Genomic DNA, 21,360 nt, shown 5'->3' with positions numbered 1-21,360 from the left:
AAACTTAGTAAATAAAATTTTTTACAAATTTGTTGTTGAATAAAACCTTGTTCTTAGTTTGTAGGTATAAGTACTAATTCAGCACAATTTCATAAATTTAGCAGCAATCCAATTGTCTTTTTCTACATTTTTAACAAATGTAAGACCTTGCTTACTAGCTTCATCCCTAATGATGGGTAAATCTTCTTTGTAAAAACCACTTAAGTAAATTTGTCCATTTTCATTGAGATGTGCTGAATATGTAGCTAAATCATTCAGTAAAATGTTTCGATTTATGTTCGCAATAATAACATCAAAATTTGCATTAATTTTTTCAGCTCCACCTAAAATTACTTTGCCTTTTACCTGATTTCTGATTAAATTTTCTTCTGTATTTTCAACACACCAATCGTCAATATCAATATAAGTAACTTCTTTTGCACCTTTCATGCTGCTTAAAATACCAAGGACTCCAGTTCCACAACCCATGTCTAAAACCTTCTTGCTGTGCCAGTCTTCTTCTAAAATTAACTGAATCATTTGGTAAGTGGTTGCATGATGACCCGTACCGAAGGACATTTTAGGCTCGATGACAATATCAAATTCAACTTCCTTTTTTTCATGAAAAGGAGCTCGAACCCTACATGTTGAACCTACTTCAATAGGTGAGAAGTTTTTTTCCCATTCTTTGTTCCAATTGATGGTTTCTACTTTTTCCCTTTTATAAGAAATGCTCACTTCCTTATTTTGAAGAAGATTCAATTGGGAAACCAAATCTTCTTCATCTAATTCTTCTTGAATATAAGCCGATAATCCTTGCTCTGTTTCTTCAAAAGTTTCAAAATCGAAAAGGCTTAATTCAGCCAATAACATATCGGTGAATTCTTCTTTGGGTTCAATTTGAAAATGATAAGCTATGTAATTCATTTAATGGCTATTCACAATGGCAAGGAAATCTTCTGCTTTTAAAGAAGCTCCACCAATTAAACCACCATCTACATCGGGTTTACTGAAAATTTCTTCAGCATTATTCGGTTTTACACTTCCACCGTATAAAATGCTTGTGTTTTCTGCCGTAGAAGTTTCATATTTATCAGCCAATAATTGGCGGATGTAAGCATGCATTTCTTGCGCTTGCTCAGGGCTTGCTGTTTCACCCGTTCCAATTGCCCAAACCGGTTCGTAGGCGATAACTACATTTTCCATTTCGTTTTCATTCAATTGAAATAGTCCATTTTTCAACTGCGATTTTACAACATCAAAGTGTTTTTCAGCTTTTCGACTTTCTAATTCTTCGCCAACACAAAAAATAACTTGGAAGCCTTCCGCTATGGCTTGATTTGTTTTCGCCGCCAAAGTGGCATCGGTTTCATTATAAATGGAACGTCTTTCGCTATGCCCAATAATTACGTATTCTACTCCAACGCCTTTCAGCATTTTTGCCGAAATTTCGCCAGTATGCGCTCCTGATTCATTTTCATTGATGTTTTGTGCAGCAACTGCAATAGGTGAATCCTTTAGGCTTTCAAAAGCATAATGTAAATTAGTATAAGGTGGCGCAACAATTACTTTTTTATTTTCTTTTGCTTCTACATTTCCTGCCAATCCTTCCAAAAGCAATTTGGTTTCAGAAAGGTCGCAATTCATTTTCCAGTTTCCAGCTACAATTTTAGTTCTCATATTTTCTAGTTTTAGTTTAGTTTTAATTTTGGGTCAAGATAAGCATGAATTAAATCAACCACTATATTTATGCAAATAAATAAGAAAGCAATGACCAAAACTGCTCCCATGATGATAGGCAAATCTAAAGCATTTAGTGCATCTACAATTTCTTTTCCTAAGCCATTCCATCCAAAAATGTATTCCACAAAAACAGCGCCTGCAAGCATGGATGCAAACCAGCCTGATATGGCAGTAATCACCGGATTGAGTGCGTTTTTTAAAGCATGATTTTTAATGATTTGATAATTGGTTAAGCCTTTTGCTTTTGCCGTTCGAATGTAATCCTGATGCAAAATATCAAGCAAAGCATTTCGCATTAATTGGGTTACAACGGCTAAAGGGCGAATGCCCAAAACCACCGCAGGCAAAATTAAATTTTTGAGTACCAATTGATTTTGTTCTCCATAATCGTCTAATTCGTATAAATTACCGCTCATGTTAAGGTGGGTGTATTCCTGTAAAACGAAAGCAAAAAACCAAGCAAATAAGATAGCACTAAAAAAAGAAGGTACACTCATGCCTAAAGTAGAAAGTACCTGAATGCTGTTGTCTAAAAATCCGTCTTTGTAAATAGCAGAAATAATTCCTAGAAATATTCCAATAACTAATGCAATGCTGATAGCCGAAATAGCTAACAATGCAGTATTGGGTAGGGTTTCTGAAATAACACTATTGACGGTTTTTCCATTTTTTTGAAAAGATTCTCGTAAATGTGGAAACTTTAATGCTACACAAAATGAAGCTGTACAAAACAAAGATTGAGCAGAATATTTACCTGATTCTAGCGAAGTAAAATCTGAAACATTCGTACTATGAAGGGAAATTGGTGACAAGTCATTTAGGTACAATAGATATTGTTTGCCTAAAGACTCATCAAAACCATATTTCGCATTGATGTTATTGATTTGTTCTTGACTTTGATTCTGACCCAACATCATTTGCGCTGGATCTCCGGGTAAAATGGTGAACAAAAAAAAGATAACCGTTACTACCCCAAACAAAGTGAGCAAGGCATAAGCTATTTTTTGAAGAATAGGCATTTTAGCGTTCTAGAATTGAGTTTTGTTAGCATCGTTCCAATGCCATTTTTGTGTGATTACGGCATCTTCAATTACAAAAATTCCAGGATTGGATCGCACGATGGTTTTTATGGCCGTTTCATCTGTAAAGTAAAATGGAATTTGAATACCATGTTCTTTTTTAAGTTCTTGAATAGCTTCATTTCCAGAAGCAGACAAACCGATGACTTTATAATCTGCTTGCTGAGCTTTATCAATGACTTCTTTTATGTTTGGCCAAGCTTCATTTTCACTTTTGGATAAATTGTAGGCAGAAATTACCATCAATTTTGGTTCATTCAACATTTCGTCAGTATAATCTTCTCCATCTTTATAAAAACCAAAATCTTTAATTTTGGGAACAAAGCCTTCATCTACCAGTATGGTGTTTACTTCAATAAATTCGCCAGCTACTTCTGGATAACTTCCTTGGTTACTAATGATTTCTTCTTTCCCATCAATATTGAATTTCCAGTCGTAACGGTATTCTGCTTCCGGAGCACCTTCTGGGATTTTCATGTTATCGGGTATGTTGGTTCCTATTTTGTAAGCTCTAAAATCGAAATAGGGCAAGTGGTTCAATACATAATTTCCAAACCAAAAACTAAATATGAAAAGAACACCAAATAAACCCCAATTCACCTTTTCAGAAAAAAGTGGTTTGATGTATTTTTGGTTGAAGAATAAAATGAGAATAAGTATCAGTAAAATTACATCTTTGTAGAACGACTGCCACGGAGTTAGTGGGATAGCATCACCAAAACAACCACAATCGGTTACCTTATTGAAATAAGCCGAATAAAAAGTAAGGAAAGTGAAGAAAACAATCATGAGCAATAAGCTCCAATTTGTTACTTTTTTAGCGATTCCTAATAATAAAGTAACCCCTAGCAACATTTCATAAATGACGATGAACAAGGCTAGGAATAATGCATGTGGAATTAAAAACTCTAAGTTCAAAACACCTTCACCAAAATATTCTTCCAACTTATAGGAAAAACCTACAGGATCATTCAATTTAATGAAACCACTAAAAATGAATAGCACTCCAACAAATATTCTAGCGAATTGTACAATGGCATTTTTCATGTTAAGACTTTTTTTCTTCGATTAAAATTAAAGCGAAAACAGCGTAATTGATCATATCTTGGTAATTGGCATCTACGCCTTCGCTTACTTCGGTTTTACCTTGATTGTCTTCAATTTGTTTTACACGGAGAAGTTTTTGTAAAATTAAATCGGTTAACGAGCTGATGCGCATATCTCGCCAAGCTTCGCCATAATCATGATTTTTGTTTAGCATGAGATGCTTGGTTTCTTGGCTGTGTTTTTCAAAAAGTGCTATTGCTTTTTCGGTACTTAAATCGGGTTGTTCGGCTATGCCAAGCTCAAGTTGAATCAACGCCATGATGGAATAATTAATAATTCCTATAAATTCTCCATTGGCATCGTCTGCTACTTTTTGTTCTTTCTTTTCTTGGATGCTTCTTAAGCGTTGTGCTTTGATGAAAATTTGGTCGGTTAACGATGGCAATCTTAATATTCGCCAAGCGCAGCCATAGTCTTTTAACTTTTTAGTAAAAAGATTTTGGCAGGTTTCAATTACTTTGTCGTATTGAGCAATGGTTTTTTTCATGTGCTATTCGTAAAACAACAAATTTCGTTTAAAATTAGCTGCTTTACAAACTAGTGGGCTTTATTCTAAAAAAAATCCTGAATTTTGATTCAGGATTTGAGGAATTAGTTTGGTCGGTGACCGTATATTTTTTCGTATAAGTCTATGTATTTTGCTTTGATTTCTCTACGTTTAATTTTCATGGTTGGTGTAAGGTGACCTTCTTCTACAGACCAAGCTTCTTTGGTCAGTTCAAATCGTTTGATTTTCTCCCACTTCCCAAATTTTTCATTAAAAAGGTCTACTTCTTCTTGAATTCGGTCTATTAATTCAGGTTTGGTTACTAAATCTGCAGGCGATGAGAACGAGACATTTTTTCGTTTTGCCCATTCTTCAACAAATTCGAAGTTGGGTTGAATCAATGCAGCGGGCATTTTTTCACCATCGCCAATCACCATAATTTGTTCAATGAAGCGAGATTGTTTCATCATATTTTCAATCACTTGTGGAGCAATATACTTTCCGCCCGAAGTTTTGAACATCTCTTTTTTGCGGTCGGTGATGCGAAGGAAACCTTCGTTGTCAATTTCACCGATATCACCCGTGTGGAAATATTCATTTTGTAAAACTTCATCTGTTTTTTCTTTGTTTTTGTAGTAGCCCATCATTACTTGTGGACCTTTTACTAAAATTTCACCGTCTTCAGCAATTTTTACTTCGGTTTCTGGGATGGGCTTACCAACCGTACCAATTTTAAAACCTTTATTTCTTAAATCATTTACCGCTACTACTGGAGATGTTTCGGTTAAACCGTAGCCTTCCATAACACGAATGTCAGCTGCATTAAACACGCGTGCCAATCTGGATTGCAATGCAGCACTTCCAGAGGCAATTACTTTTAAATTTCCACCTAAAGCTTCTTGCCATTTGCTGAAAATCAACTTTCTAGCAATTTTCAATTTGAATTCATACCAAGCACCATTTTGACCATAGGGTTCATATTTTAAACCAAGCTCTACCGCCCAGAAAAATAAATTCTTTTTAATACCTGTAAGGTCTGCACCTTTAGCGATAATTTTATCGTACACTTTTTCTAAAAGACGCGGTACTGCCGACATGACATCGGGTTTCACTTCTTTAAGGTTGTCGCTAATGGTTTCAATACTTTCAGCAAAATAAACACTTACGCCGTTGTACATGTACATGTATTGCAGCATGCGTTCGTAAATATGGCAAACCGGTAAAAAACTCAAAGCGATGGCTTCGCCTTCGTGAAGTGGTAAACGCGTTGAACTATGTATGGCATTACTGCTAATGTTTTTATGCGAAAGCATTACGCCTTTTGGTCTTCCTGTTGTTCCCGAAGTATAAATTAAAGTGGCTAAATCGTTTTCGGTTACTTTCGCCATTAAAGCCTCTACTTCGGGTTGCTTGTCTTCATCTTGTCCTAACTTTAATACTTCATTCCAGCTTTTTGCGCCTTGAATATCATCAAAGGTATATACATCTTTTAGGCTCGGTACTTGGTCTTTTATGGCCATGACCTTGTCGTACACTTCTTGGTCTGAGACAAAACAAAATTTAGATTCACTATGATTCAATACAAATTGATAATCGTCTTTAGAAATGGTAGGGTAAATTGGAACATCTTGCGCACCTAACTGCATTACTCCAATGTCTACAATATTCCATTCGGTTCTATTGTTGGTAGAAATGATGGCGACTTTATCGTTAGGTTGAACGCCCAAAGACAATAATCCACGACTAATTTGGTTGGCTTTTTCTACAAATTCTTTTGTAGTGGTAGCTTTCCATTCGCCATTATATTTGGTTACTAAAGCGGCATCTAGATTGTATTTTTCTAATTGATATCTCGGAAAATCGAATAATCTTTTTATTGCAGTCATTTTGCTTATATTGAATTTACCTTGCAAAATAAGAATTATTTTCAGATTTTATTATAGCCGAGGCTTTCTAAATGCTAAATTTTGAATTTTTCTATTGTTTTATAGCATATTGATAAAACGAAATTCTTTTATTAGTTGTGTTTAGTTTTGAAAACATCAAGTTTTTTTGAAGTTTTTTTAGGATGTAAGTATATAAACTTTATTTTATAAACTAGAAATGAAGCTTTGTATGAATTGTGTACTAGTGATTCGTTTTTCAAATCATTTTAATGCTGCTAATCGATTGTTCACTTTTGTAAAATACGAAGAATTAGAAATTTATTTTCACCTTTTGATAAGTTGCTTTTTGTAATTAACACTTTTAATATTTGCTTTTTACAATTAACAATATGTATATTTGCTTTATATATTTAACAATATGAAACGATTAATTGAAAAATCTAAACGGAAAGTTGATCAACTAAAGGAAAATCAACATCGGTCATTATATCATCAAATAGATTGGAATGAACGCTTAATCATGTTGTTAGGGCATAGAGGTGCAGGGAAAACAACCATGATGCTTCAGCGCTTAAAGCAGGATAATGAAAAAGGGATGTATTTAAGTTTAGATGATTTTTTCTTTGAGACCCATAGGTTAGTTGAAGTGATAGATCATTTTTACAAAGAAGGTTACCATCGATTTTACTTAGATGAAGTGCATCGTTACCAAAATTGGTCTAAAGATTTGAAACAAATAGTTGATGACTATGGCGATGTATTTTTAATTGCAACTGGGTCTTCTATTTTAGATGTTTCCAAAGGAAGTGCAGATTTATCTAGAAGAGCAGTGGTTTATCAATTGCAAGGTTTGTCTTTCAGAGAATTTTTGTTGTTAGCGCATGGAATTACATTACCTATTCTACAATTGGAAGAGTTGCTGACTAATCATCAAGAAATTACTTCTAATTTAACCGACCAATTTTCATGGGAATCTGACTTTAAAAATTATCTGAAATATGGATATTATCCTTTTTTTAAAGAAAGTAAGCAATCTTATTTTGGAAAGTTAGAGAAAACAGCTCACCTGGTTATTGAAAGCGATATTACTCCATTTGAAGGCTTGAACTATAAAACCATTCATAGTTTAAAGAAATTACTTTTTGTAATTAGTCAATCAGCACCATTTATGCCCAATATAAGTAAGCTCTCAGCACATTTGGAAATCCCTAGAAATACGCTTCTTAAACTATTGGATATTTTAGACCAAGCAAAACTAATCAAGTTGCTTAAAAGCGGAACAAAAGGAATAAGTTATTTACAAAAACCTGAAAAAATTTATCTAGAAAACACTAATTTAATACACTTGTTTACTCAAAACAAACCCAATATAGGAAGTCTAAGAGAAACATTTTTCTTTAATCAATTGAATTATGAGCATCAAGTTGCATCATCAAGATTTGGAGATTTTATGGTAGATGATCAATATACTTTCGAAATTGGTGGGCCATCAAAAGGATTAAAGCAAATAAAAGGTATTCCGCTTTCTTATTTGGCGCTAGACATAAAGGCTGGTACAAATAAATCTATCCCGCTTTGGTTGTTTGGGTTTTTGTATTAATTTGGTTAATCTAATTTCTACCGCTTCGAAATCTTATTGCCAGAAATATGTCGTTGCCTTGAGCATCTAAAACCCTTTACATCATCACCTCGTAAACTTCTATGTTTGGTTTTTCTGCCTTGTACGCGTTTTCTCCACATTCTAAAGCTAGAAGGCTTCATTTCTAGACGCATTATTTTAATGACATCGGCTTCTTTTACACCAAATTGAAACTCAATAGCTCCAAACGGAGTGCGGTCTTCCCATGCCATTTCTATAATTCGGTCAATTTCTCGTTCAGTAAATTTTTCTTTATAGTTGTCCATTATTCAATAATTCTGAAGGTTAAATTTATTCGTTTGTTGATTGCTTTTTTGGTTTTTGGAATTTGATGCTCCCAAAAAGCTTGTGTTTTTCCTAACATGAGCAATAAGCTGCCGTGGGTTAATTCCAAATCAAACTTTTCTTTGTGATTGTCTTTTCTTCGCATTTTAAATTTTCGAGTTGCTCCAAAACTTACCGATGCAATTTGTGGAAATTCACCCAATTCTTTTTCATCGTCGGCATGCCAACCGTTGCTGTCTTGTCCGTTTCTATACAAATTTAACAAGCAAGTAGTGAATTTCAATTCAGCTAACTTCTCTACTTTTTCTTTTATGGTTTGCAGCTCACCTTCAAATGGATGAGGTTGCATGGTAATGTTGGAGTAGGAGTAACTTTTTTCATTATCAGCAAACAAAGCGGTTAATCTAGGTTGGTCGTATGTTTTTCCAAAGACTTTAATTTGGTCGTGTTGCCAGGGAATTCCATTCTTTAAATCCATGAAAATTCTGCTGGCTTCTTCTGCTTCAATAAAGTTGGGATAAAAAATAAGCTTAGCATCAGGTAAGTTATAAACTTCTTTTTTCATTTTATACCCAATAATAAAAAGCCCACCAGATCAATACAAACTGTATGGGAATTCGTAAAACTAAGATCCATTTTGGTATTCCAGCTGCTTCTTTTTCGCCACGTAACATGTTGAAATGAACGAGCAAAAAAACAAGCAACATTAAAACAATTCCAATAATAGCAAAGTTTCTCAGCGATTCAAAAAATAAAGCTATTCCTAGAATAATTTCTGCAATTCCACTTAAATAAACCAGCGTTTTATGTGCTGGTAAAAAGCGTGGCATAATCCGTAAATAGGCTTTCGGCTTAATAAAATGCATTAGCCCAGAAAACATATACATTATAGCCATGCTATTTAATCCCCAATCTTCTGTCATGTTGCTAAATTAGTAATGACTCCGTTTCTAGTTGCCTTTTTTTTAAAACATTAACCTGAAAACTATTTTTTAAGACTTAAAATATTTTCAAATTTGTACTTTATATAAGACAATTATCAATATTTAAAACTGATCTAATGTATACATCAGTCGGTTTTGAGCATTAGCCTGTGAGCCAAAAATTGAGTTTTGTATTTCAGCTTTTTCATTTAAAAAAATCCAATGTGGCGTGCCTTCGCAATTTAACAAATGATACAATTCGGCATTTTTATCTATATAAATAGGAAGTGGACTTTTACCATCTACAAATACACCTAATATTTCTTGGTTAGTAGGCTTCCAGCTTCCTAGATTGGAATGAATTAGTAGAACTTCAATTTCGGGATGTAATTTCTGTAATTGGTAAGCCAAAGGTATAGCTCTTCCGGTGCAGCCTAAACATTGGGTATGATAAAACAATAGTAAATGTTTTTTTCCTTGTAATGACGAATAAGAAAACACTTTTGTTTTCCCTTTTAAGTTCGTTAATTCTTGGTTAAATTGAAATTTCATTTCAAAAGCATTTAATTAGTAAAGACACAAAATTACACTAAAAAACACTATCTTTTGGGCAAAGTAAACCGAATGAAACTAGCTTTTAAGAAAAAACCAAAAGTAGACCCAACTGAATACGATGTGCTCCCAAAACAGTCTCAGCAACCTACAGAAGCTCAGGTGTTTTTTTATAATGAAAATGAATTTGAAGAATTTGCAAAGTTCAAGATTACTGAGATCAATAGTTTTCCTAGAAATGGATTTAATTCGTGGTTAAATGTTCATGGAATTCACGAAACTAAAAAAATTATCAAGATTGCCAATCAACTTCAGTTGCATCATCTGAGTATTCAAGATATTTTTGATATTCAACAACGGCCAAAGTTTCAGGAATTTGATCATTACTTTTATTTCAACATTAAATCTAAGTTTGTAGAAGAAAATACAGACTTAACTACAGAGCAAATCAGTTTTGTGTTAGGAAAGGATTTTTTAGTGAGTTTTCAGGAAAAAAAGCGAGACCATTTCCAGCATTTACGTGAACGCATTCGTCAAGATAAAGGAATTGTAAGAGAACGCGGAGTAGATTATTTGTTGTTTTTGATGCTGGAAGCTATTTTAACCGAATATAACTACATGATTGAAAAGCTACAAATTGAAGTTGAAAATTTTCAGCTAATGGATGTAAATGTAGATCCTTCACCTGATTTATTAAAGGAAATTGAATATCAGAAAAGAAAGTTCAAGTTATTAGAAAAGCCATCTTTCCCATAAAAGAATTTTGTACACATCTTGAAACTTATAAAAATCCGTTTATTGAAGAAACCAATCTCAAATATTTTAAAGATATAAAAGAATATTGTAGAAATTTATTAGATGATACCGAAGAAGCCAAAGTAACTTTAGAAGCCAACATCAATTTATTTTTCTCTATACAAAGTCACCGAATGAATCAAGTGATGAAAATTCTTACTATTGTGTCTACTATTTTTATTCCACTTACATTTATTGCAGGAATATATGGGATGAATTTTGTACACATGCCAGAATTGGAATATAAATTTAGTTACTTAATTATCTGGATTTTATTTATTGTGTTATTTATAGGTATGATGCTGTTTTTTAAACGGAAAAAATGGTTTTAGCTTTTAGCTAGTAGTGAGTAGCTGGAAGCATTAATTCTTTTTTCTCAATTCAAACACATCATATCTCACTTCCAATATCTCATATCTCACATCTCACATCTCACATCTCACATCTAACATCTCACATCTAATATTTAATATCTCAAATCTAACTTCTAATATCTCAATTGATTGTTTTGCTTATAATTGAAGCAAGTCCATTTTTAATAGAACATTAATAATATTTTTTACAAATAACACCCTTTGCCTTTGGGCATTTCCCTCAAGGGAAAATTGTACAATTAAATATTTTGGTTCGTGTGAATCGGTATCAGACAACTTTCTAAGTAGTGAAGACCAGATTTTGTTGTGTTTCCTAAAGCATACACTAAATTTTTAAAATCGACACACCTGTTTTTAGCTAGTAGTTGTTAGCTTTTAGCATTAATTCTCTTTTCTCAATTTAAACACATCACATCTCACTTCCAATATCTTATATCTAATATCTCACATCTAACTTCTAATATCTAACTTCTAATACATCAGACCTTAAGTCTTTCCAATCTAAAAAAATAACATTCATCTGTGTAACAAAATCTAACATACATCTACTCATAAGCAAAACAACTAGCTAAATCTTACACAATGACCAAAACTTTTTTATCCTTAGAATGGAAAAAATTTTTTCGTTCCGCTGCCTTTACGAAGGGAATGGTAATAAAAATTTTAATGATTATCGGTGCGCTTTATTTTGGTGGCATTGCCATTGTACTGGGTGTGTTTTCATTTAAAATCCTACAAAAAGCGGTTCCTGATGTAGATCCGTTGATTACCGTAAATCAATTTTTGATGTACTGGGTTTTAGGCGAATTAGCCTTCCGATTTTTCATGCATCAACTGCCTGTAATGAATATCAAACCATTGATGGTGCTTCCTATTAAACGAAACAAAGTAATTCAGTTTTTACTCAACAAAACTATTTTTTCATTTTTCAACCTTATTGCTTTGTTCTTTTTTATTCCTTTTTCAGCTGTTTTGCTTTATAAAGGCTACCCACCTTTTCAAGTACTGGGTTGGTTGTTAAGTTTGGGAAGTATTGTATTATGTCTCAATTTTGTTAACTTCATCATCAACAAAAATAACACATACTTTTACATTATAGTAAGTATAGCCGCTTTGTCTATTGCTTTAAATAAGTACGATGTTATTTCGTTTACTAGTATTTCAGAAAGTATTTTTTATTCGCTTTACCAAACGCCTTACTTAGTAGTAATACCCTTACTTCTTGCTTACTTTTTATACAAATTCAATTTCAATATGGTAGCCAAGCAATTTTATTTAGATGGCATCATTCGTAAAAAAGTTAAACAAGTAGAAACTAAAGACCTTAGTTTTATAGATCAACTGGGAGACATTGCGCCATTTCTTAAAAACGATGTCCGTATGGTCTGGCGAAACAAACGTCCAAAACAAGTTTTGCTCACCGGTTTCTTTTTTGTGTTTTACGGTTTGTTTTTCTTTACATTCGATATGTATAAAGATAACTATTTCTTCACTGCATTTGCTTCCATATTTATAACAGGCGGTTTTTTACTTACTTTCGGTCAATACGTTCCGTCTTGGGATAGCGAATATTATAAACTCATGATGAGTCAAAACATTCCGTATTACCAATACTTAAAGTCCAAATGGTCTTTAATGGTGGTTGGTGTAGTTATCGCTTATATTTTAAGCATTCCGTATATTTATTTTGGTTTAGAAACCTTTGCCATGATTAGCGCAGCCGCTTTATTCAATTTAGGATTAAACTCATTTATAACCTTATATGGCGGTGCCTTAAATCGCGTTCCTGTCGAGTTGAATACTAAAGCCAACGCCTTTGGAAATACCCAAGGTTTTAATGCAACCCAACTTTTAATTTCTATCCCTAAAATGCTCGGTCCGTACGTAATTTTTATCGTTCCGTATTATTTTCTGGGGTTTAAAGCTGGTGTAATTGCCTTAGCACTAAGTGGAATTATAGGATTAGTTTTTATGAAATACTTTTTAAAATTTATCGAAAAAACATATCAAAAAGGAAAATATAAAACCATTGCAGCATTTGCAGAAAAATAAATAGAATCTGGGGCTCTCGCCTAACATTTCCAATGTTAGGCGAGAGCTCCTACAAAGTCTCCATTCCTAAGCCAAATTAAAACAAATACAAATGATACAAATTAACCAAATCAGTAAATCATACAAAGGCGTACAAGTCTTAAATGTTGAACAGCTTAGCATTCCAAAAGGACAAAGCTTTGGTTTAGTTGGCAACAATGGCGCAGGTAAAACTACCTTATTTAGCCTTTTACTCGATTTAATTCAGCCCACTACAGGACACATTACCAACAACAATATTGCTGTACATGAAAGCGAAGAATGGAAACCTTTTACATCTTCATTTATAGACGAGAGTTTCCTGATTGGCTATCTGACTCCAGAAGAATATTTCTATTTTATTGGCGATTTACGAAACCAGAGCAAAGCAGAAGTAGATGCTTTGCTCGCTGAGTTTGAAGACTTTTTTCATGGAGAAATTCTGAATCAGAAAAAATACTTGCGCGATTTGTCTAAAGGAAACCAGAAAAAAGCAGGAATTGTAGCTGCTTTAATCGGTAATCCAGAAGTGATTATCCTAGATGAGCCGTTTGCAAATTTAGACCCAACTACACAAATTAGACTAAAGAAAATCTTGAAAGATTTGAGTCAACAAAAAGGAGTGAGTGTGTTGGTTTCCAGTCACGATTTACTTCACGTAACCGATGTTTGCGAACGTATTGTGGTTATAGATAAAGGCGAAGTAGTTAAAGATTTAGCTACAAACGAAGCTACTTTAAAAGAACTTGAAGCCTATTTTGAGAGATAGTTTTTGGTTTCTAACTTATTAAAAATCCCTGCAAAGTTGTAAAACTTTGCAGGGATTTTATTTTAAATTCGCTTTAGTCTTCAATCAAGTTTCCATTTAATTCTACTTGGTAGTTTATGTTTACTGTTTGGTCTAACATTTTAGAAACCGAGCAGTATTTTTCAAACGAAAGTTGTGCAGCACGCAAGGCTTTTTTAGCAGGAATTTTTCCTTTTAATTTTACCAGTAAATTTATTTCAGTAAACACTTTCGGCTCAGTTTCTTTTCGAGTGCCCAAAGTTTCTACTTGTAAATCTTCAATTTCTAGATTTTGCTTCTTCAAAATATGTACAATATCAATGCTGCTACAACCTGAAATGGCCATTAAAACCAATTCCATAGGACTCGCTGAAGTAGGATTTTCCATGCTAGAATTACATAATTCTATTTGGTGACCCAAATGGTTTTCGGCTACATATTCAAAGTCGCTATTTTTCTTTTTCTGAAGTTTAATTTGCATGTTCTTTATTTTCATTCAAAAGTAAGACCTAGCTTTTTTTGAAATTCATTTAGGATAATAAAAATTAGTTAAGATTGTTTAGAAGCAGTCTAATTTACTAAATTTGCAGCGAGGAAAAATTTGACTGATTGCGACCTCTAAAAAATGCTAAAACAGAACTTTTCTATTTTTTCGTTTGAGATCGCCCAGCCTTTATTTTTCATTTTAGTAAAACTTAAAATTCAAACGAATGCCTTATTTATTTACATCAGAAAGTGTTTCTGAAGGACATCCAGATAAAATTGCAGACCAAATTAGCGATGCATTACTTGATTATTTTTTAGCTTTCGACGAAGAATCTAAAGTGGCTTGCGAAACTTTAGTAGCCACCGGACAAGTTGTTTTAGCCGGCGAAGTTAAAAGCGATACCTACGTAGATTTACAACAAATTGCCCGAGATGTAATTAACAAAATTGGTTATACCAAAGGCGAATACAAATTTAGCGGAGACTCTTGTGGCGTAATTTCTTTAATACACGAACAATCTGAAGACATTAACCAAGGAGTAGATAAAGCCAGTAAAGAAGACCAAGGCGCTGGAGACCAAGGAATGATGTTTGGTTACGCAACTAACGAAACTGACAATTACATGCCATTGGCATTAGATATTTCGCATAAATTGCTAGAAGAATTAGCTGTTTTAAGAAGAGAAGCCAAAGAAATCTTGTATTTACGTCCAGATGCAAAGGCACAAGTAACCATAGAGTACGACGATGATAATCGACCGATTCGAATTGATACTATTGTAGTTTCAACTCAGCACGATGCCTTTGATCAGAATGATGAACAAATGCTTGCAAGAATTAAGAAAGATATTATTGAAATTTTAATTCCACGTGTTAAAGCCAAATATGCAGCAGAAATTCAATCGCTTTTTAATGATGATATAACGTATCACATTAATCCCACTGGAAAATTTGTAATTGGTGGACCACATGGCGATGCTGGTTTAACTGGAAGAAAAATTATTGTAGATACTTACGGAGGAAAAGGCGCTCATGGTGGTGGAGCATTTTCTGGAAAAGATCCGAGTAAGGTAGATCGTTCTGCAGCTTACGCAGCGAGACACATTGCTAAAAACATGGTAGCAGCTGGTTTAGCCGATGAAATTCTAGTTCAAATTTCGTATGCCATTGGTGTTAAAGAACCTACTTCTATTTATGTTAATACCTACAATACGTCAAAAATGAGTTTAAGCGATGGAGAAATTGCTAAAAAGTTACGCTCTATTTTCGACTTAACTCCAGCAGGAATTGAGAAAACCTTAAAGCTTAGAAATCCTATTTATTTAGAAACAGCTGCTTACGGCCATATGGGGAAATCCCCAGAAATAGTTACCAAAAATTATTACTCGGCTTATTCTGGTGAAGTTACTAAAGAAGTAGAGCTATTTACTTGGGAAAAGCTAGATTATGTAGAACGACTTCAAAAGGAATTTGGATTAAAAGATCAATAAATGGACTGTTTCATAAATAAAAAGCGACCTTGTTTGGTCGCTTTTTTTATGCCTTAAAAATTTCGTTTAATTGTGTTGCTAAATGAATTCCTGCTTTGTGCAATTGCTGCCTTAAAACAGGAAACCATTTATAAGTGTATGCATAACTCAAATTATCATTCGGTTGGGCAGAAGCATATACATCTTCAGTTAGTTTATGCGTGTCTGCTAACCAATCCATTAAATCTTTGTTTTTAAATTCGGTTACTTCATTTTCACTAAAAGGAAATTTATTAGTAGCCAATTCACTATAACTCATTTTATAACTTTCAATAAGCTGTGTGTCCCAGAGTTTATGAATGTTGGTTTGCTCTCCAAACCAAAATACCTTGAAATCGTTTCCGCCACGATCTTCTTTTAAGCCAATATGAAAAGGTTGATGTAAGTCACCAATTAAATGAATCAACATTTTTAAGTGAAAGATTTTCGCTTCTGTAGTTGATGTTTCATTTTGCAAGACCTGAATGCTTTTTTGAATTCCGACAACTATATCTCCTTCTTCATTTTTTTCTGCCTTTTCATAATTCCTATCCAGCGGCATATTTACGTAATGCCAAACTTTATAGGCATCGTACTTTTTATCGCTTTTAATTTCATCTGCATAAGTTGAAGCCAATGCTAAGCTTTCACCTTTTAATAAATGAATAATTTTTTGCTTTACGTCTTCATCAAGGTATTGAAAGGCAATTTCTGCAACCGCTCTGTGGCCATTTTGTCCCCAATCATCTTCTGCTGAACAGAAAAATGGAACTAATAAAATGCTGAATACAATGAATAAGGTTTTTTTCATCTTTTTTTGTCAAAAATAAGAATAGCCTTTGGTTAAATCCGTTTACTTTTGAAACCTTAATGTTTATTTTAAATTGCGTTAAAAATTCAATACATGAAAACATACAAACTAATTTGTAGCGATATAGACGGAACGCTTTTAAATAGCAATCGTAGTGTTTCTGAGTTTACCATACAAACGGTAAAAGCGCTTCGTGACAAGTTGCCATTTGTACTTATTTCAGCTAGAATGCCAAAGGCAATGCGTCATATTCAACAAGACTTAGGAATTGAAAATTCTCCCATGGTTTGTTATAACGGCGGTTTAATTTTACACGGAAATCAAGTTTTAGGAAGCACGGTTATTTCGCAAGAAATTGCAAAAAAAGTTTCTCAAATTGTTCTGGAAAAAGATTTGCATTTTGGAATATATCATCAAGACGAATGGTTTGTTTCTAAACAAGACCAATGGGCAGAACGAGAAGAAAACAACACTAAAGTGGCTCCAGTGTTGAAATCTCCAGATGAAGTTTTTTCTGCTTGGGAAAAAGAAAACAAGGAAGCTCATAAATTAATGTGCATGGGCGATGAAGAGAAAGTTGAACAAGTTTTTACAGCTCTAACTGAAGCTTTTTCAAACGAATTGCATTTGTATCGTTCTAAACCAACATATATAGAAATTGCTCCTAAAGCTATTTCAAAATTAACTGGCATATTAAGCATTGCGGACGAAGTTTATCAAGTAAAAGCCGATGAAATTGTTGCTTACGGAGATAATTATAACGATGTTGAGTTGTTAAAAGGAGTTGGCTTAGGAGTAGCCGTTGCTAATGCTGTAGAACCTGTAAAAGCAGTTGCAAAAGTAGAAACCACTGAAGGAAAACAAGATGGTGTTGCAAAACATTTAGTTCAGCTTTTTCAACTTTAATTTATCCAAGTCCAGCATTTTTATATTTTTACACAAATTTAAAAAATGATTGATCAACTTAAGGTTGTAGAAGATACCACGCCATTAATAACTGACGATGCTATTGTTTTAGGTATTTTAATGTTATCCTTGGGTTTAATTTTTTACACATCCTCAATTAAAACAGGTTTTTGGAAAAAGTTCTACGGCATTGTTCCCGCTTTGTTGCTTTGTTACTTAATTCCTGCTATTTTTAATTCCCTAGACTTAATTTCAGCCGAATGGAAAGTAGTTTATGAAAACAAAGAAGAAGTTCATTTTAAATCGCAGTTATATCCTATAGCTAGTCGGTATTTTTTACCTGCGGCTTTGGTTTTGTTGACCTTGACTATAGATTTAAAAGCTATTGTAAACTTAGGTTACAAAGCCTTAATTATGTTTTTTACTGGAACTATTGGTATTTTAATTGGTGGCCCGATTGCCATTTTAATCATTTCTATATTTTCTCCAGAAACCGTGGGTGGGGCAGGGCCAGACGCAGTTTGGCGTGGCTTAGCTACCATAGCAGGAAGTTGGATTGGTGGAGGAGCAAACCAAGCCGCTATGCTGGAAATTTTTGAATACAATCGCGATAAATATGGTGGAATGGTCTTGGTAGATATTTTAGTGGCCAATTTATGGATGGCTATTATTTTACTTGGTATTGGTCAACGTAAACGCATTGATAAATGGTTAAAAGCAGATAATACCGCCATAGAAAAGTTGAAAGAAAAAGTATCGAATTATTCGGCTAGTGTAACTCGAAATCCAAATTTAAAAGATTATATGGTTATTTTGAGTTTTGCTTTTGTAGCTGTAGGAATTTCGCATTGGCTTTCTGAAGAAATCTCTGATTTTTTACTTAGCAATTTTGAAGTTTTTGCAGACAAAACTTCTGCTTTACATTCTTTTGCATCTACGTTTTTTTGGTTGGTAAGTATTGCTACATTTATAGGTGTAATTTTATCTTTCACCAAAGCTAAATCCTACGAAGGAGCAGGCGCAAGTAAAATAGGAAGTATTTTTATTTACTTTTTGGTAGCTACTATTGGTATGCATATGGATTTATCTACAGTTTTTGAAAATCCTGGTTTATTGGCCATAGGAATGGTATGGATGGCCATACATGCTGCATTGTTAATTGTAGTTGCTAAACTAATTAAAGCACCTTACTTTTTCTTAGCTGTAGGAAGTCAAGCCAATGTTGGTGGTGCTGCTTCAGCTCCTGTTGTAGCATCTGCTTTTCATCCGTCTTTAACCAGCGTAGGAGTTTTGCTTGCCGTTTTTGGTTATGTTGTAGGTACTTATGCAGCCTTAGGCTGTGCAATGTTAATGGAATACGCATCTAATTTATAAATAACATCATGAAATTAAAATTTGTAATAATACTCTTTGCTTTTACCTTTCTATCATGTGAAAATGAACCCAAAGCAAACTTATTTGTAAAAGGAAATATTGAAGGCGTTAGAAAAGGCGATATTTATTTGCAGAAATTGGAAGATACTTTGCTGGTTAACTTAGATTCGGTTCAATTTTTTGGAAATGAAGATTTTGAGTTGAAAGCCAATATTGATGAGCCACAACTTATGTATTTGTATTTGAAAAAGTTTGGTAGCGAAGAAGATGTTGAATACCTAGACTTTTTTGCTGAAGCTGGAGAATTTGAATTCAATACCAAAATGGAAGAATTTTCTCAGGCTAAAGCTGATAAAGCACCAGAAAATCAAACTAAATATGAAGCCTATCAAGAAATTTTAAAGCGCTTTAACGATCAAAATTTAGACTTAATTACTGAGCGAATTAAAACGGAAGCGGAAGACACCTTAGGGCAGCGAAAAATCGATGAGAAATACAGCAACTTATTGCGTAGAAAATATTTGTATACCATTAATTTTGCTGTAAAAAATGCTGATTATGAAATTGCACCATTTTTAGTTCTATCCGAAGCATACAATGCAAACAAACGCTATCTGGATACCGTTTATAAATCGCTTTCAAAGAATGTGAAGAAATCTAAGTACGGCTTGGAATTAGAAAGCTTAATTCAACTTAGAGCAGAAGAAGCTAAAAAGCAAAATGTTGAGGTGGAAACTATAGACAAGAAAATTAAGTAACTTCTCAATATATTATTGTAATGAGAATGTAAAAATTAAAGAGCCGCTATAAAATAGCGGCTCTTTAATTTAAAGTTGATTTAGTTTTTCAACTAGTTCTTCTAATTTTTTATCAATTTTTTGGTTGACTTCCTTCAGGTGTTTTGAACGATCTTCAACTTTCTTGATATTTATTTCAGAAATCATTTCATCAAAAAAAGCGATGCTCTCATCTACTAACTCTTCTGCATTTTTTTGACTCTTTTCGTCTCCAATAACTTGTTGGAGCATGCTGCCTTCAATAATTTCGCCAACAGCGTTATTCAAGTCTTGTTTTAAGTTTTTTATACTTGCCATAATTTTTATTTAAAGCAGCAAAGTTAAGCATAAAAAATAGGTTAAAATATTTAACTTAAGTCTTTCACCTTTTTTAATGCCTTTTGCATGTGTCTTGATGCATCTAAGTTGTTAAACTTCATTTGTACAACTCCTTTGCTATCTATTACAAAAGTTTCGCGACCAGGTATTAAACCTAATAAGCTTTTTTTTACCCCTAATTTTTTTCTAATTTTTCCATTTTCATCACTTAAAAGTATAAAAGGGAGTTGGTGCTTTTTAGCAAATTTTTGATGTGACTTTTCAGAATCACCACTAATGCCAATTACTTCAGCACCTGCATCTTTAAAATCTTGATAACTATCTCTAAAGTTACATGCTTCTTTGGTACAGCCTGGCGTAAAATCTTTAGGGTAAAAATAAATAACTGCTGGTTTTTTACCGATTATACTTGATGAATCAAATGCAGCTCCTTCTTGATTTTTCGCCTTAAAATTAGGCATAATATCTCCTACTTCTAGTCCCATATTAATTTCCTTTATAGGTTACAAAATTCCTTGGTGTTTCGTATAGTGTAATTTCTATTTTCTTTTCAGCATCAATTTTCTCCCGTATTTTGTTCCAAATTACAACTGCTATATTTTCTGCAGTTGGATTTAGGTTTTCAAATTCAGGAACTTGTTCATTTAAGTTTTTATGATCAAATGCTTCTTCAACTTCATCTTTAATAATGTCTTTTAACAGCTTCATGTCCATTACATAACCAGTTTCGGGATTTATTTTCCCAGTTACACTTACAATAAGTTCGTAATTATGGCCATGGTATGCAGGATTGTTGCACTTTCCAAACACTTCTTGGTTTTTTTCAAAACTCCAATCTTTCCTATATAATCTATGTGCTGCATTAAAATGCGCTTTACGATGTACAGTTACTTCCATAGGTTTATTTTTTGCTTAGTATATTGTTGTAGTGTTTATCAAATATAATCTTGAACCAAGCTGTGTATAGGGTAGGATTTTCAGCAATATCTTTTTTAATATCTTCCAAATCAATCCATTTCCAATCGGCAACTTCTGCTGGGTTTGGATTTGGGTCTTCGTTATACTTACCTACTAAAATATAATCATACTCATGTTCGGTTAACCCATTTTCAAAAGGCGCTTTGTATATAAACGAAATAGTTTCTTCTAAATCTGTCGTAAAACCCATTTCTTCTTGTAGTCTACGTTTTCCAGCTTCAATATTACTTTCGCCTAAGCGTTGATGACTACAGCATGTGTTTGTCCAGAGTCCAGGAGTGTGGTATTTAGTTAATGCTCTTTGTTGAAGCATTAATTGGTTTTTGTTGTTGTAAATAAATACAGAAAATGCTCGGTGTAATTTAGCTTTTTCGTGGGCTTCCATTTTAGGCATTAAACCTAATACTTCGTCCTTTTCATTCACTAAAATTACTTGTTCTTCAGTTGGGGTAGTCATTCGCAAATCGTTTTCTCAC

At 33.4% G+C, this 21,360-nt stretch carries 23 protein-coding genes and 1 pseudogene; 8 read left to right on the top strand and 16 right to left on the bottom strand.

Annotated features, from left to right (window positions below):
- Positions 1-78 precede the first annotated feature (78 nt).
- The 6 genes from prmA to IEV72_RS00185 form a co-directional block, all read right to left on the bottom strand.
- Entirely contained in the window at positions 79-906 is an 828-nt protein-coding gene (gene prmA, locus IEV72_RS00210) for a 50S ribosomal protein L11 methyltransferase (protein WP_188457066.1), read from the bottom strand.
- Positions 907-1,659 carry a triose-phosphate isomerase gene (gene tpiA / locus IEV72_RS00205; protein WP_188457065.1) on the bottom strand — a complete coding sequence of 251 codons (753 nt, stop codon included), beginning with the start codon at positions 1,657-1,659 and terminating at the stop codon, positions 907-909.
- Between the two features lie 11 nt (positions 1,660-1,670).
- The gene (locus IEV72_RS00200) at positions 1,671-2,741 is read right to left on the bottom strand and encodes an ABC transporter permease (RefSeq protein ID WP_188457064.1); all 1,071 of its coding nucleotides are present in this window, start codon (positions 2,739-2,741) and stop codon (positions 1,671-1,673) included.
- A gap of 9 nt (positions 2,742-2,750) precedes the next feature.
- Positions 2,751-3,848 carry a BT_3928 family protein gene (locus IEV72_RS00195; RefSeq protein WP_188457063.1) on the bottom strand — a complete coding sequence of 366 codons (1,098 nt, stop codon included), beginning with the start codon at positions 3,846-3,848 and terminating at the stop codon, positions 2,751-2,753.
- 1 nt (position 3,849) lies between these two features.
- The gene (locus tag IEV72_RS00190; protein ID WP_188457062.1) at positions 3,850-4,395 is read right to left on the bottom strand and encodes a DUF1599 domain-containing protein; all 546 of its coding nucleotides are present in this window, start codon (positions 4,393-4,395) and stop codon (positions 3,850-3,852) included.
- 104 nt (positions 4,396-4,499) lie between these two features.
- Entirely contained in the window at positions 4,500-6,281 is a 1,782-nt protein-coding gene (locus tag IEV72_RS00185; RefSeq protein WP_188457061.1) for an AMP-dependent synthetase/ligase, read from the bottom strand.
- 418 nt (positions 6,282-6,699) lie between these two features.
- Here IEV72_RS00185 and IEV72_RS00180 point away from each other — a divergent pair, with 418 nt between their 5' ends.
- Positions 6,700-7,881 carry an ATP-binding protein gene (locus IEV72_RS00180; RefSeq protein ID WP_188457060.1) on the top strand — a complete coding sequence of 394 codons (1,182 nt, stop codon included), beginning with the start codon at positions 6,700-6,702 and terminating at the stop codon, positions 7,879-7,881.
- A 17-nt stretch (positions 7,882-7,898) separates the two neighbouring features.
- Here the strand turns inward: IEV72_RS00180 and IEV72_RS00175 are convergent, their stop codons facing one another.
- The 4 genes from IEV72_RS00175 to IEV72_RS00160 form a co-directional block, all read right to left on the bottom strand.
- Positions 7,899-8,186, bottom strand: coding sequence for a TIGR03643 family protein (locus IEV72_RS00175; protein WP_188457059.1), 288 nt, complete (start codon positions 8,184-8,186; stop codon positions 7,899-7,901).
- Positions 8,186-8,770, bottom strand: a complete 585-nt coding sequence (locus IEV72_RS00170; protein ID WP_188457058.1) for an alpha-ketoglutarate-dependent dioxygenase AlkB family protein — start codon at positions 8,768-8,770, stop codon at positions 8,186-8,188. Before IEV72_RS00170 ends, IEV72_RS00175 begins: the two co-directional genes overlap by 1 nt.
- Before the next feature lies 1 nt (position 8,771).
- Complete coding sequence (locus IEV72_RS00165) at positions 8,772-9,128, bottom strand: DoxX family protein (protein ID WP_188457057.1); 357 nt, start codon at positions 9,126-9,128, stop codon at positions 8,772-8,774.
- Positions 9,129-9,251: 123 nt separating this feature from the next.
- Positions 9,252-9,680 (bottom strand): TlpA family protein disulfide reductase, encoded by a 429-nt coding sequence (locus IEV72_RS00160; RefSeq protein ID WP_229731750.1) that lies wholly within the window; start codon positions 9,678-9,680, stop codon positions 9,252-9,254.
- Between the two features lie 72 nt (positions 9,681-9,752).
- Between IEV72_RS00160 and corA the strand changes: the two are divergent.
- The 3 genes and pseudogenes from corA to IEV72_RS00140 all read left to right on the top strand — a co-directional run bounded on the left by corA (position 9,753) and on the right by IEV72_RS00140 (position 13,688).
- Positions 9,753-10,807, top strand: a pseudogene (gene corA / locus IEV72_RS13795) (magnesium/cobalt transporter CorA).
- Between the two features lie 624 nt (positions 10,808-11,431).
- Complete coding sequence (locus tag IEV72_RS00145) at positions 11,432-12,901, top strand: DUF5687 family protein (RefSeq protein WP_188457055.1); 1,470 nt, start codon at positions 11,432-11,434, stop codon at positions 12,899-12,901.
- A 91-nt stretch (positions 12,902-12,992) separates the two neighbouring features.
- Positions 12,993-13,688: an ABC transporter ATP-binding protein gene (locus IEV72_RS00140; RefSeq protein WP_188457054.1), complete on the top strand. Its 696-nt coding sequence runs from the start codon at positions 12,993-12,995 to the stop codon at positions 13,686-13,688.
- A 73-nt stretch (positions 13,689-13,761) separates the two neighbouring features.
- Here the strand turns inward: IEV72_RS00140 and IEV72_RS00135 are convergent, their stop codons facing one another.
- Entirely contained in the window at positions 13,762-14,187 is a 426-nt protein-coding gene (locus tag IEV72_RS00135) for an OsmC family protein (protein ID WP_188457053.1), read from the bottom strand.
- 229 nt (positions 14,188-14,416) lie between these two features.
- On the opposite strand from IEV72_RS00135, the gene metK reads away from it, so the two are divergent.
- Entirely contained in the window at positions 14,417-15,682 is a 1,266-nt protein-coding gene (gene metK, locus IEV72_RS00130) for a methionine adenosyltransferase (RefSeq protein WP_188457052.1), read from the top strand.
- A gap of 46 nt (positions 15,683-15,728) precedes the next feature.
- Here metK and IEV72_RS00125 read toward each other — a convergent pair whose 3' ends face one another.
- Positions 15,729-16,511: a S1/P1 nuclease gene (locus IEV72_RS00125; RefSeq protein WP_188457051.1), complete on the bottom strand. Its 783-nt coding sequence runs from the start codon at positions 16,509-16,511 to the stop codon at positions 15,729-15,731.
- 93 nt (positions 16,512-16,604) lie between these two features.
- On the opposite strand from IEV72_RS00125, the gene IEV72_RS00120 reads away from it, so the two are divergent.
- The 3 genes from IEV72_RS00120 to IEV72_RS00110 are packed head-to-tail and all read left to right on the top strand — an operon-like array spanning position 16,605 to position 19,549.
- Positions 16,605-17,417 carry an HAD family hydrolase gene (locus tag IEV72_RS00120; protein WP_188457050.1) on the top strand — a complete coding sequence of 271 codons (813 nt, stop codon included), beginning with the start codon at positions 16,605-16,607 and terminating at the stop codon, positions 17,415-17,417.
- A gap of 45 nt (positions 17,418-17,462) precedes the next feature.
- A complete protein-coding gene (locus IEV72_RS00115; RefSeq protein ID WP_188457049.1) occupies positions 17,463-18,791 on the top strand; it encodes a DUF819 family protein in 1,329 nt (442 codons plus the stop codon).
- Positions 18,792-18,799: 8 nt separating this feature from the next.
- The gene (locus tag IEV72_RS00110; protein ID WP_188457048.1) at positions 18,800-19,549 is read left to right on the top strand and encodes a DUF4369 domain-containing protein; all 750 of its coding nucleotides are present in this window, start codon (positions 18,800-18,802) and stop codon (positions 19,547-19,549) included.
- A gap of 69 nt (positions 19,550-19,618) precedes the next feature.
- Here the strand turns inward: IEV72_RS00110 and IEV72_RS00105 are convergent, their stop codons facing one another.
- From IEV72_RS00105 to idi, 4 genes are read right to left on the bottom strand one after another with little or no spacing between them, the layout of a single operon-like run.
- The gene (locus IEV72_RS00105; RefSeq protein ID WP_188457047.1) at positions 19,619-19,885 is read right to left on the bottom strand and encodes a hypothetical protein; all 267 of its coding nucleotides are present in this window, start codon (positions 19,883-19,885) and stop codon (positions 19,619-19,621) included.
- 50 nt (positions 19,886-19,935) lie between these two features.
- The gene (locus IEV72_RS00100; protein WP_188457046.1) at positions 19,936-20,391 is read right to left on the bottom strand and encodes a peroxiredoxin; all 456 of its coding nucleotides are present in this window, start codon (positions 20,389-20,391) and stop codon (positions 19,936-19,938) included.
- Between the two features lies 1 nt (position 20,392).
- A complete protein-coding gene (locus tag IEV72_RS00095) occupies positions 20,393-20,803 on the bottom strand; it encodes a 6-pyruvoyl trahydropterin synthase family protein (protein ID WP_188457045.1) in 411 nt (136 codons plus the stop codon).
- Positions 20,804-20,807: 4 nt separating this feature from the next.
- A complete protein-coding gene (gene idi / locus IEV72_RS00090; protein WP_188457044.1) occupies positions 20,808-21,341 on the bottom strand; it encodes an isopentenyl-diphosphate Delta-isomerase in 534 nt (177 codons plus the stop codon).
- Positions 21,342-21,360 lie beyond the last annotated feature (19 nt).

The sequence above is a fragment of the Psychroflexus planctonicus genome (assembly GCF_014640195.1).
In the GTDB taxonomy this organism is placed as follows: domain Bacteria; phylum Bacteroidota; class Bacteroidia; order Flavobacteriales; family Flavobacteriaceae; genus Psychroflexus; species Psychroflexus planctonicus.
Note: the sequence above shows the minus strand (reverse complement) of the source record. Positions and strands in the feature narration are given on the sequence as shown.

Excerpts from the sequence above, each read along its gene's own strand:
- IEV72_RS00095 (WP_188457045.1), bottom strand. The coding sequence starts at position 20,803 with ATGGAAGTAACTGTACATCGTAAAGCGCATTTTAATGCAGCACATAGA.
- IEV72_RS00105 (WP_188457047.1), bottom strand. The coding sequence starts at position 19,885 with ATGGCAAGTATAAAAAACTTAAAACAAGACTTGAATAACGCTGTTGGC.
- prmA (WP_188457066.1), bottom strand. The coding sequence starts at position 906 with ATGAATTACATAGCTTATCATTTTCAAATTGAACCCAAAGAAGAATTC.
- IEV72_RS00140 (WP_188457054.1), top strand. The coding sequence starts at position 12,993 with ATGATACAAATTAACCAAATCAGTAAATCATACAAAGGCGTACAAGTC.
- IEV72_RS00160 (WP_229731750.1), bottom strand. The coding sequence starts at position 9,680 with ATGAAATTTCAATTTAACCAAGAATTAACGAACTTAAAAGGGAAAACA.
- IEV72_RS00115 (WP_188457049.1), top strand. The coding sequence starts at position 17,463 with ATGATTGATCAACTTAAGGTTGTAGAAGATACCACGCCATTAATAACT.
- IEV72_RS00170 (WP_188457058.1), bottom strand. The coding sequence starts at position 8,770 with ATGAAAAAAGAAGTTTATAACTTACCTGATGCTAAGCTTATTTTTTAT.
- IEV72_RS00180 (WP_188457060.1), top strand. The coding sequence starts at position 6,700 with ATGAAACGATTAATTGAAAAATCTAAACGGAAAGTTGATCAACTAAAG.
- IEV72_RS00135 (WP_188457053.1), bottom strand. The coding sequence starts at position 14,187 with ATGCAAATTAAACTTCAGAAAAAGAAAAATAGCGACTTTGAATATGTA.
- tpiA (WP_188457065.1), bottom strand. The coding sequence starts at position 1,659 with ATGAGAACTAAAATTGTAGCTGGAAACTGGAAAATGAATTGCGACCTT.
- IEV72_RS00100 (WP_188457046.1), bottom strand. The coding sequence starts at position 20,391 with ATGGGACTAGAAGTAGGAGATATTATGCCTAATTTTAAGGCGAAAAAT.
- IEV72_RS00165 (WP_188457057.1), bottom strand. The coding sequence starts at position 9,128 with ATGACAGAAGATTGGGGATTAAATAGCATGGCTATAATGTATATGTTT.
- IEV72_RS00175 (WP_188457059.1), bottom strand. The coding sequence starts at position 8,186 with ATGGACAACTATAAAGAAAAATTTACTGAACGAGAAATTGACCGAATT.
- IEV72_RS00185 (WP_188457061.1), bottom strand. The coding sequence starts at position 6,281 with ATGACTGCAATAAAAAGATTATTCGATTTTCCGAGATATCAATTAGAA.
- IEV72_RS00110 (WP_188457048.1), top strand. The coding sequence starts at position 18,800 with ATGAAATTAAAATTTGTAATAATACTCTTTGCTTTTACCTTTCTATCA.
- IEV72_RS00195 (WP_188457063.1), bottom strand. The coding sequence starts at position 3,848 with ATGAAAAATGCCATTGTACAATTCGCTAGAATATTTGTTGGAGTGCTA.
- IEV72_RS00200 (WP_188457064.1), bottom strand. The coding sequence starts at position 2,741 with ATGCCTATTCTTCAAAAAATAGCTTATGCCTTGCTCACTTTGTTTGGG.
- idi (WP_188457044.1), bottom strand. The coding sequence starts at position 21,341 with ATGACTACCCCAACTGAAGAACAAGTAATTTTAGTGAATGAAAAGGAC.
- IEV72_RS00125 (WP_188457051.1), bottom strand. The coding sequence starts at position 16,511 with ATGAAAAAAACCTTATTCATTGTATTCAGCATTTTATTAGTTCCATTT.
- metK (WP_188457052.1), top strand. The coding sequence starts at position 14,417 with ATGCCTTATTTATTTACATCAGAAAGTGTTTCTGAAGGACATCCAGAT.
- IEV72_RS00145 (WP_188457055.1), top strand. The coding sequence starts at position 11,432 with ATGACCAAAACTTTTTTATCCTTAGAATGGAAAAAATTTTTTCGTTCC.
- IEV72_RS00120 (WP_188457050.1), top strand. The coding sequence starts at position 16,605 with ATGAAAACATACAAACTAATTTGTAGCGATATAGACGGAACGCTTTTA.
- IEV72_RS00190 (WP_188457062.1), bottom strand. The coding sequence starts at position 4,395 with ATGAAAAAAACCATTGCTCAATACGACAAAGTAATTGAAACCTGCCAA.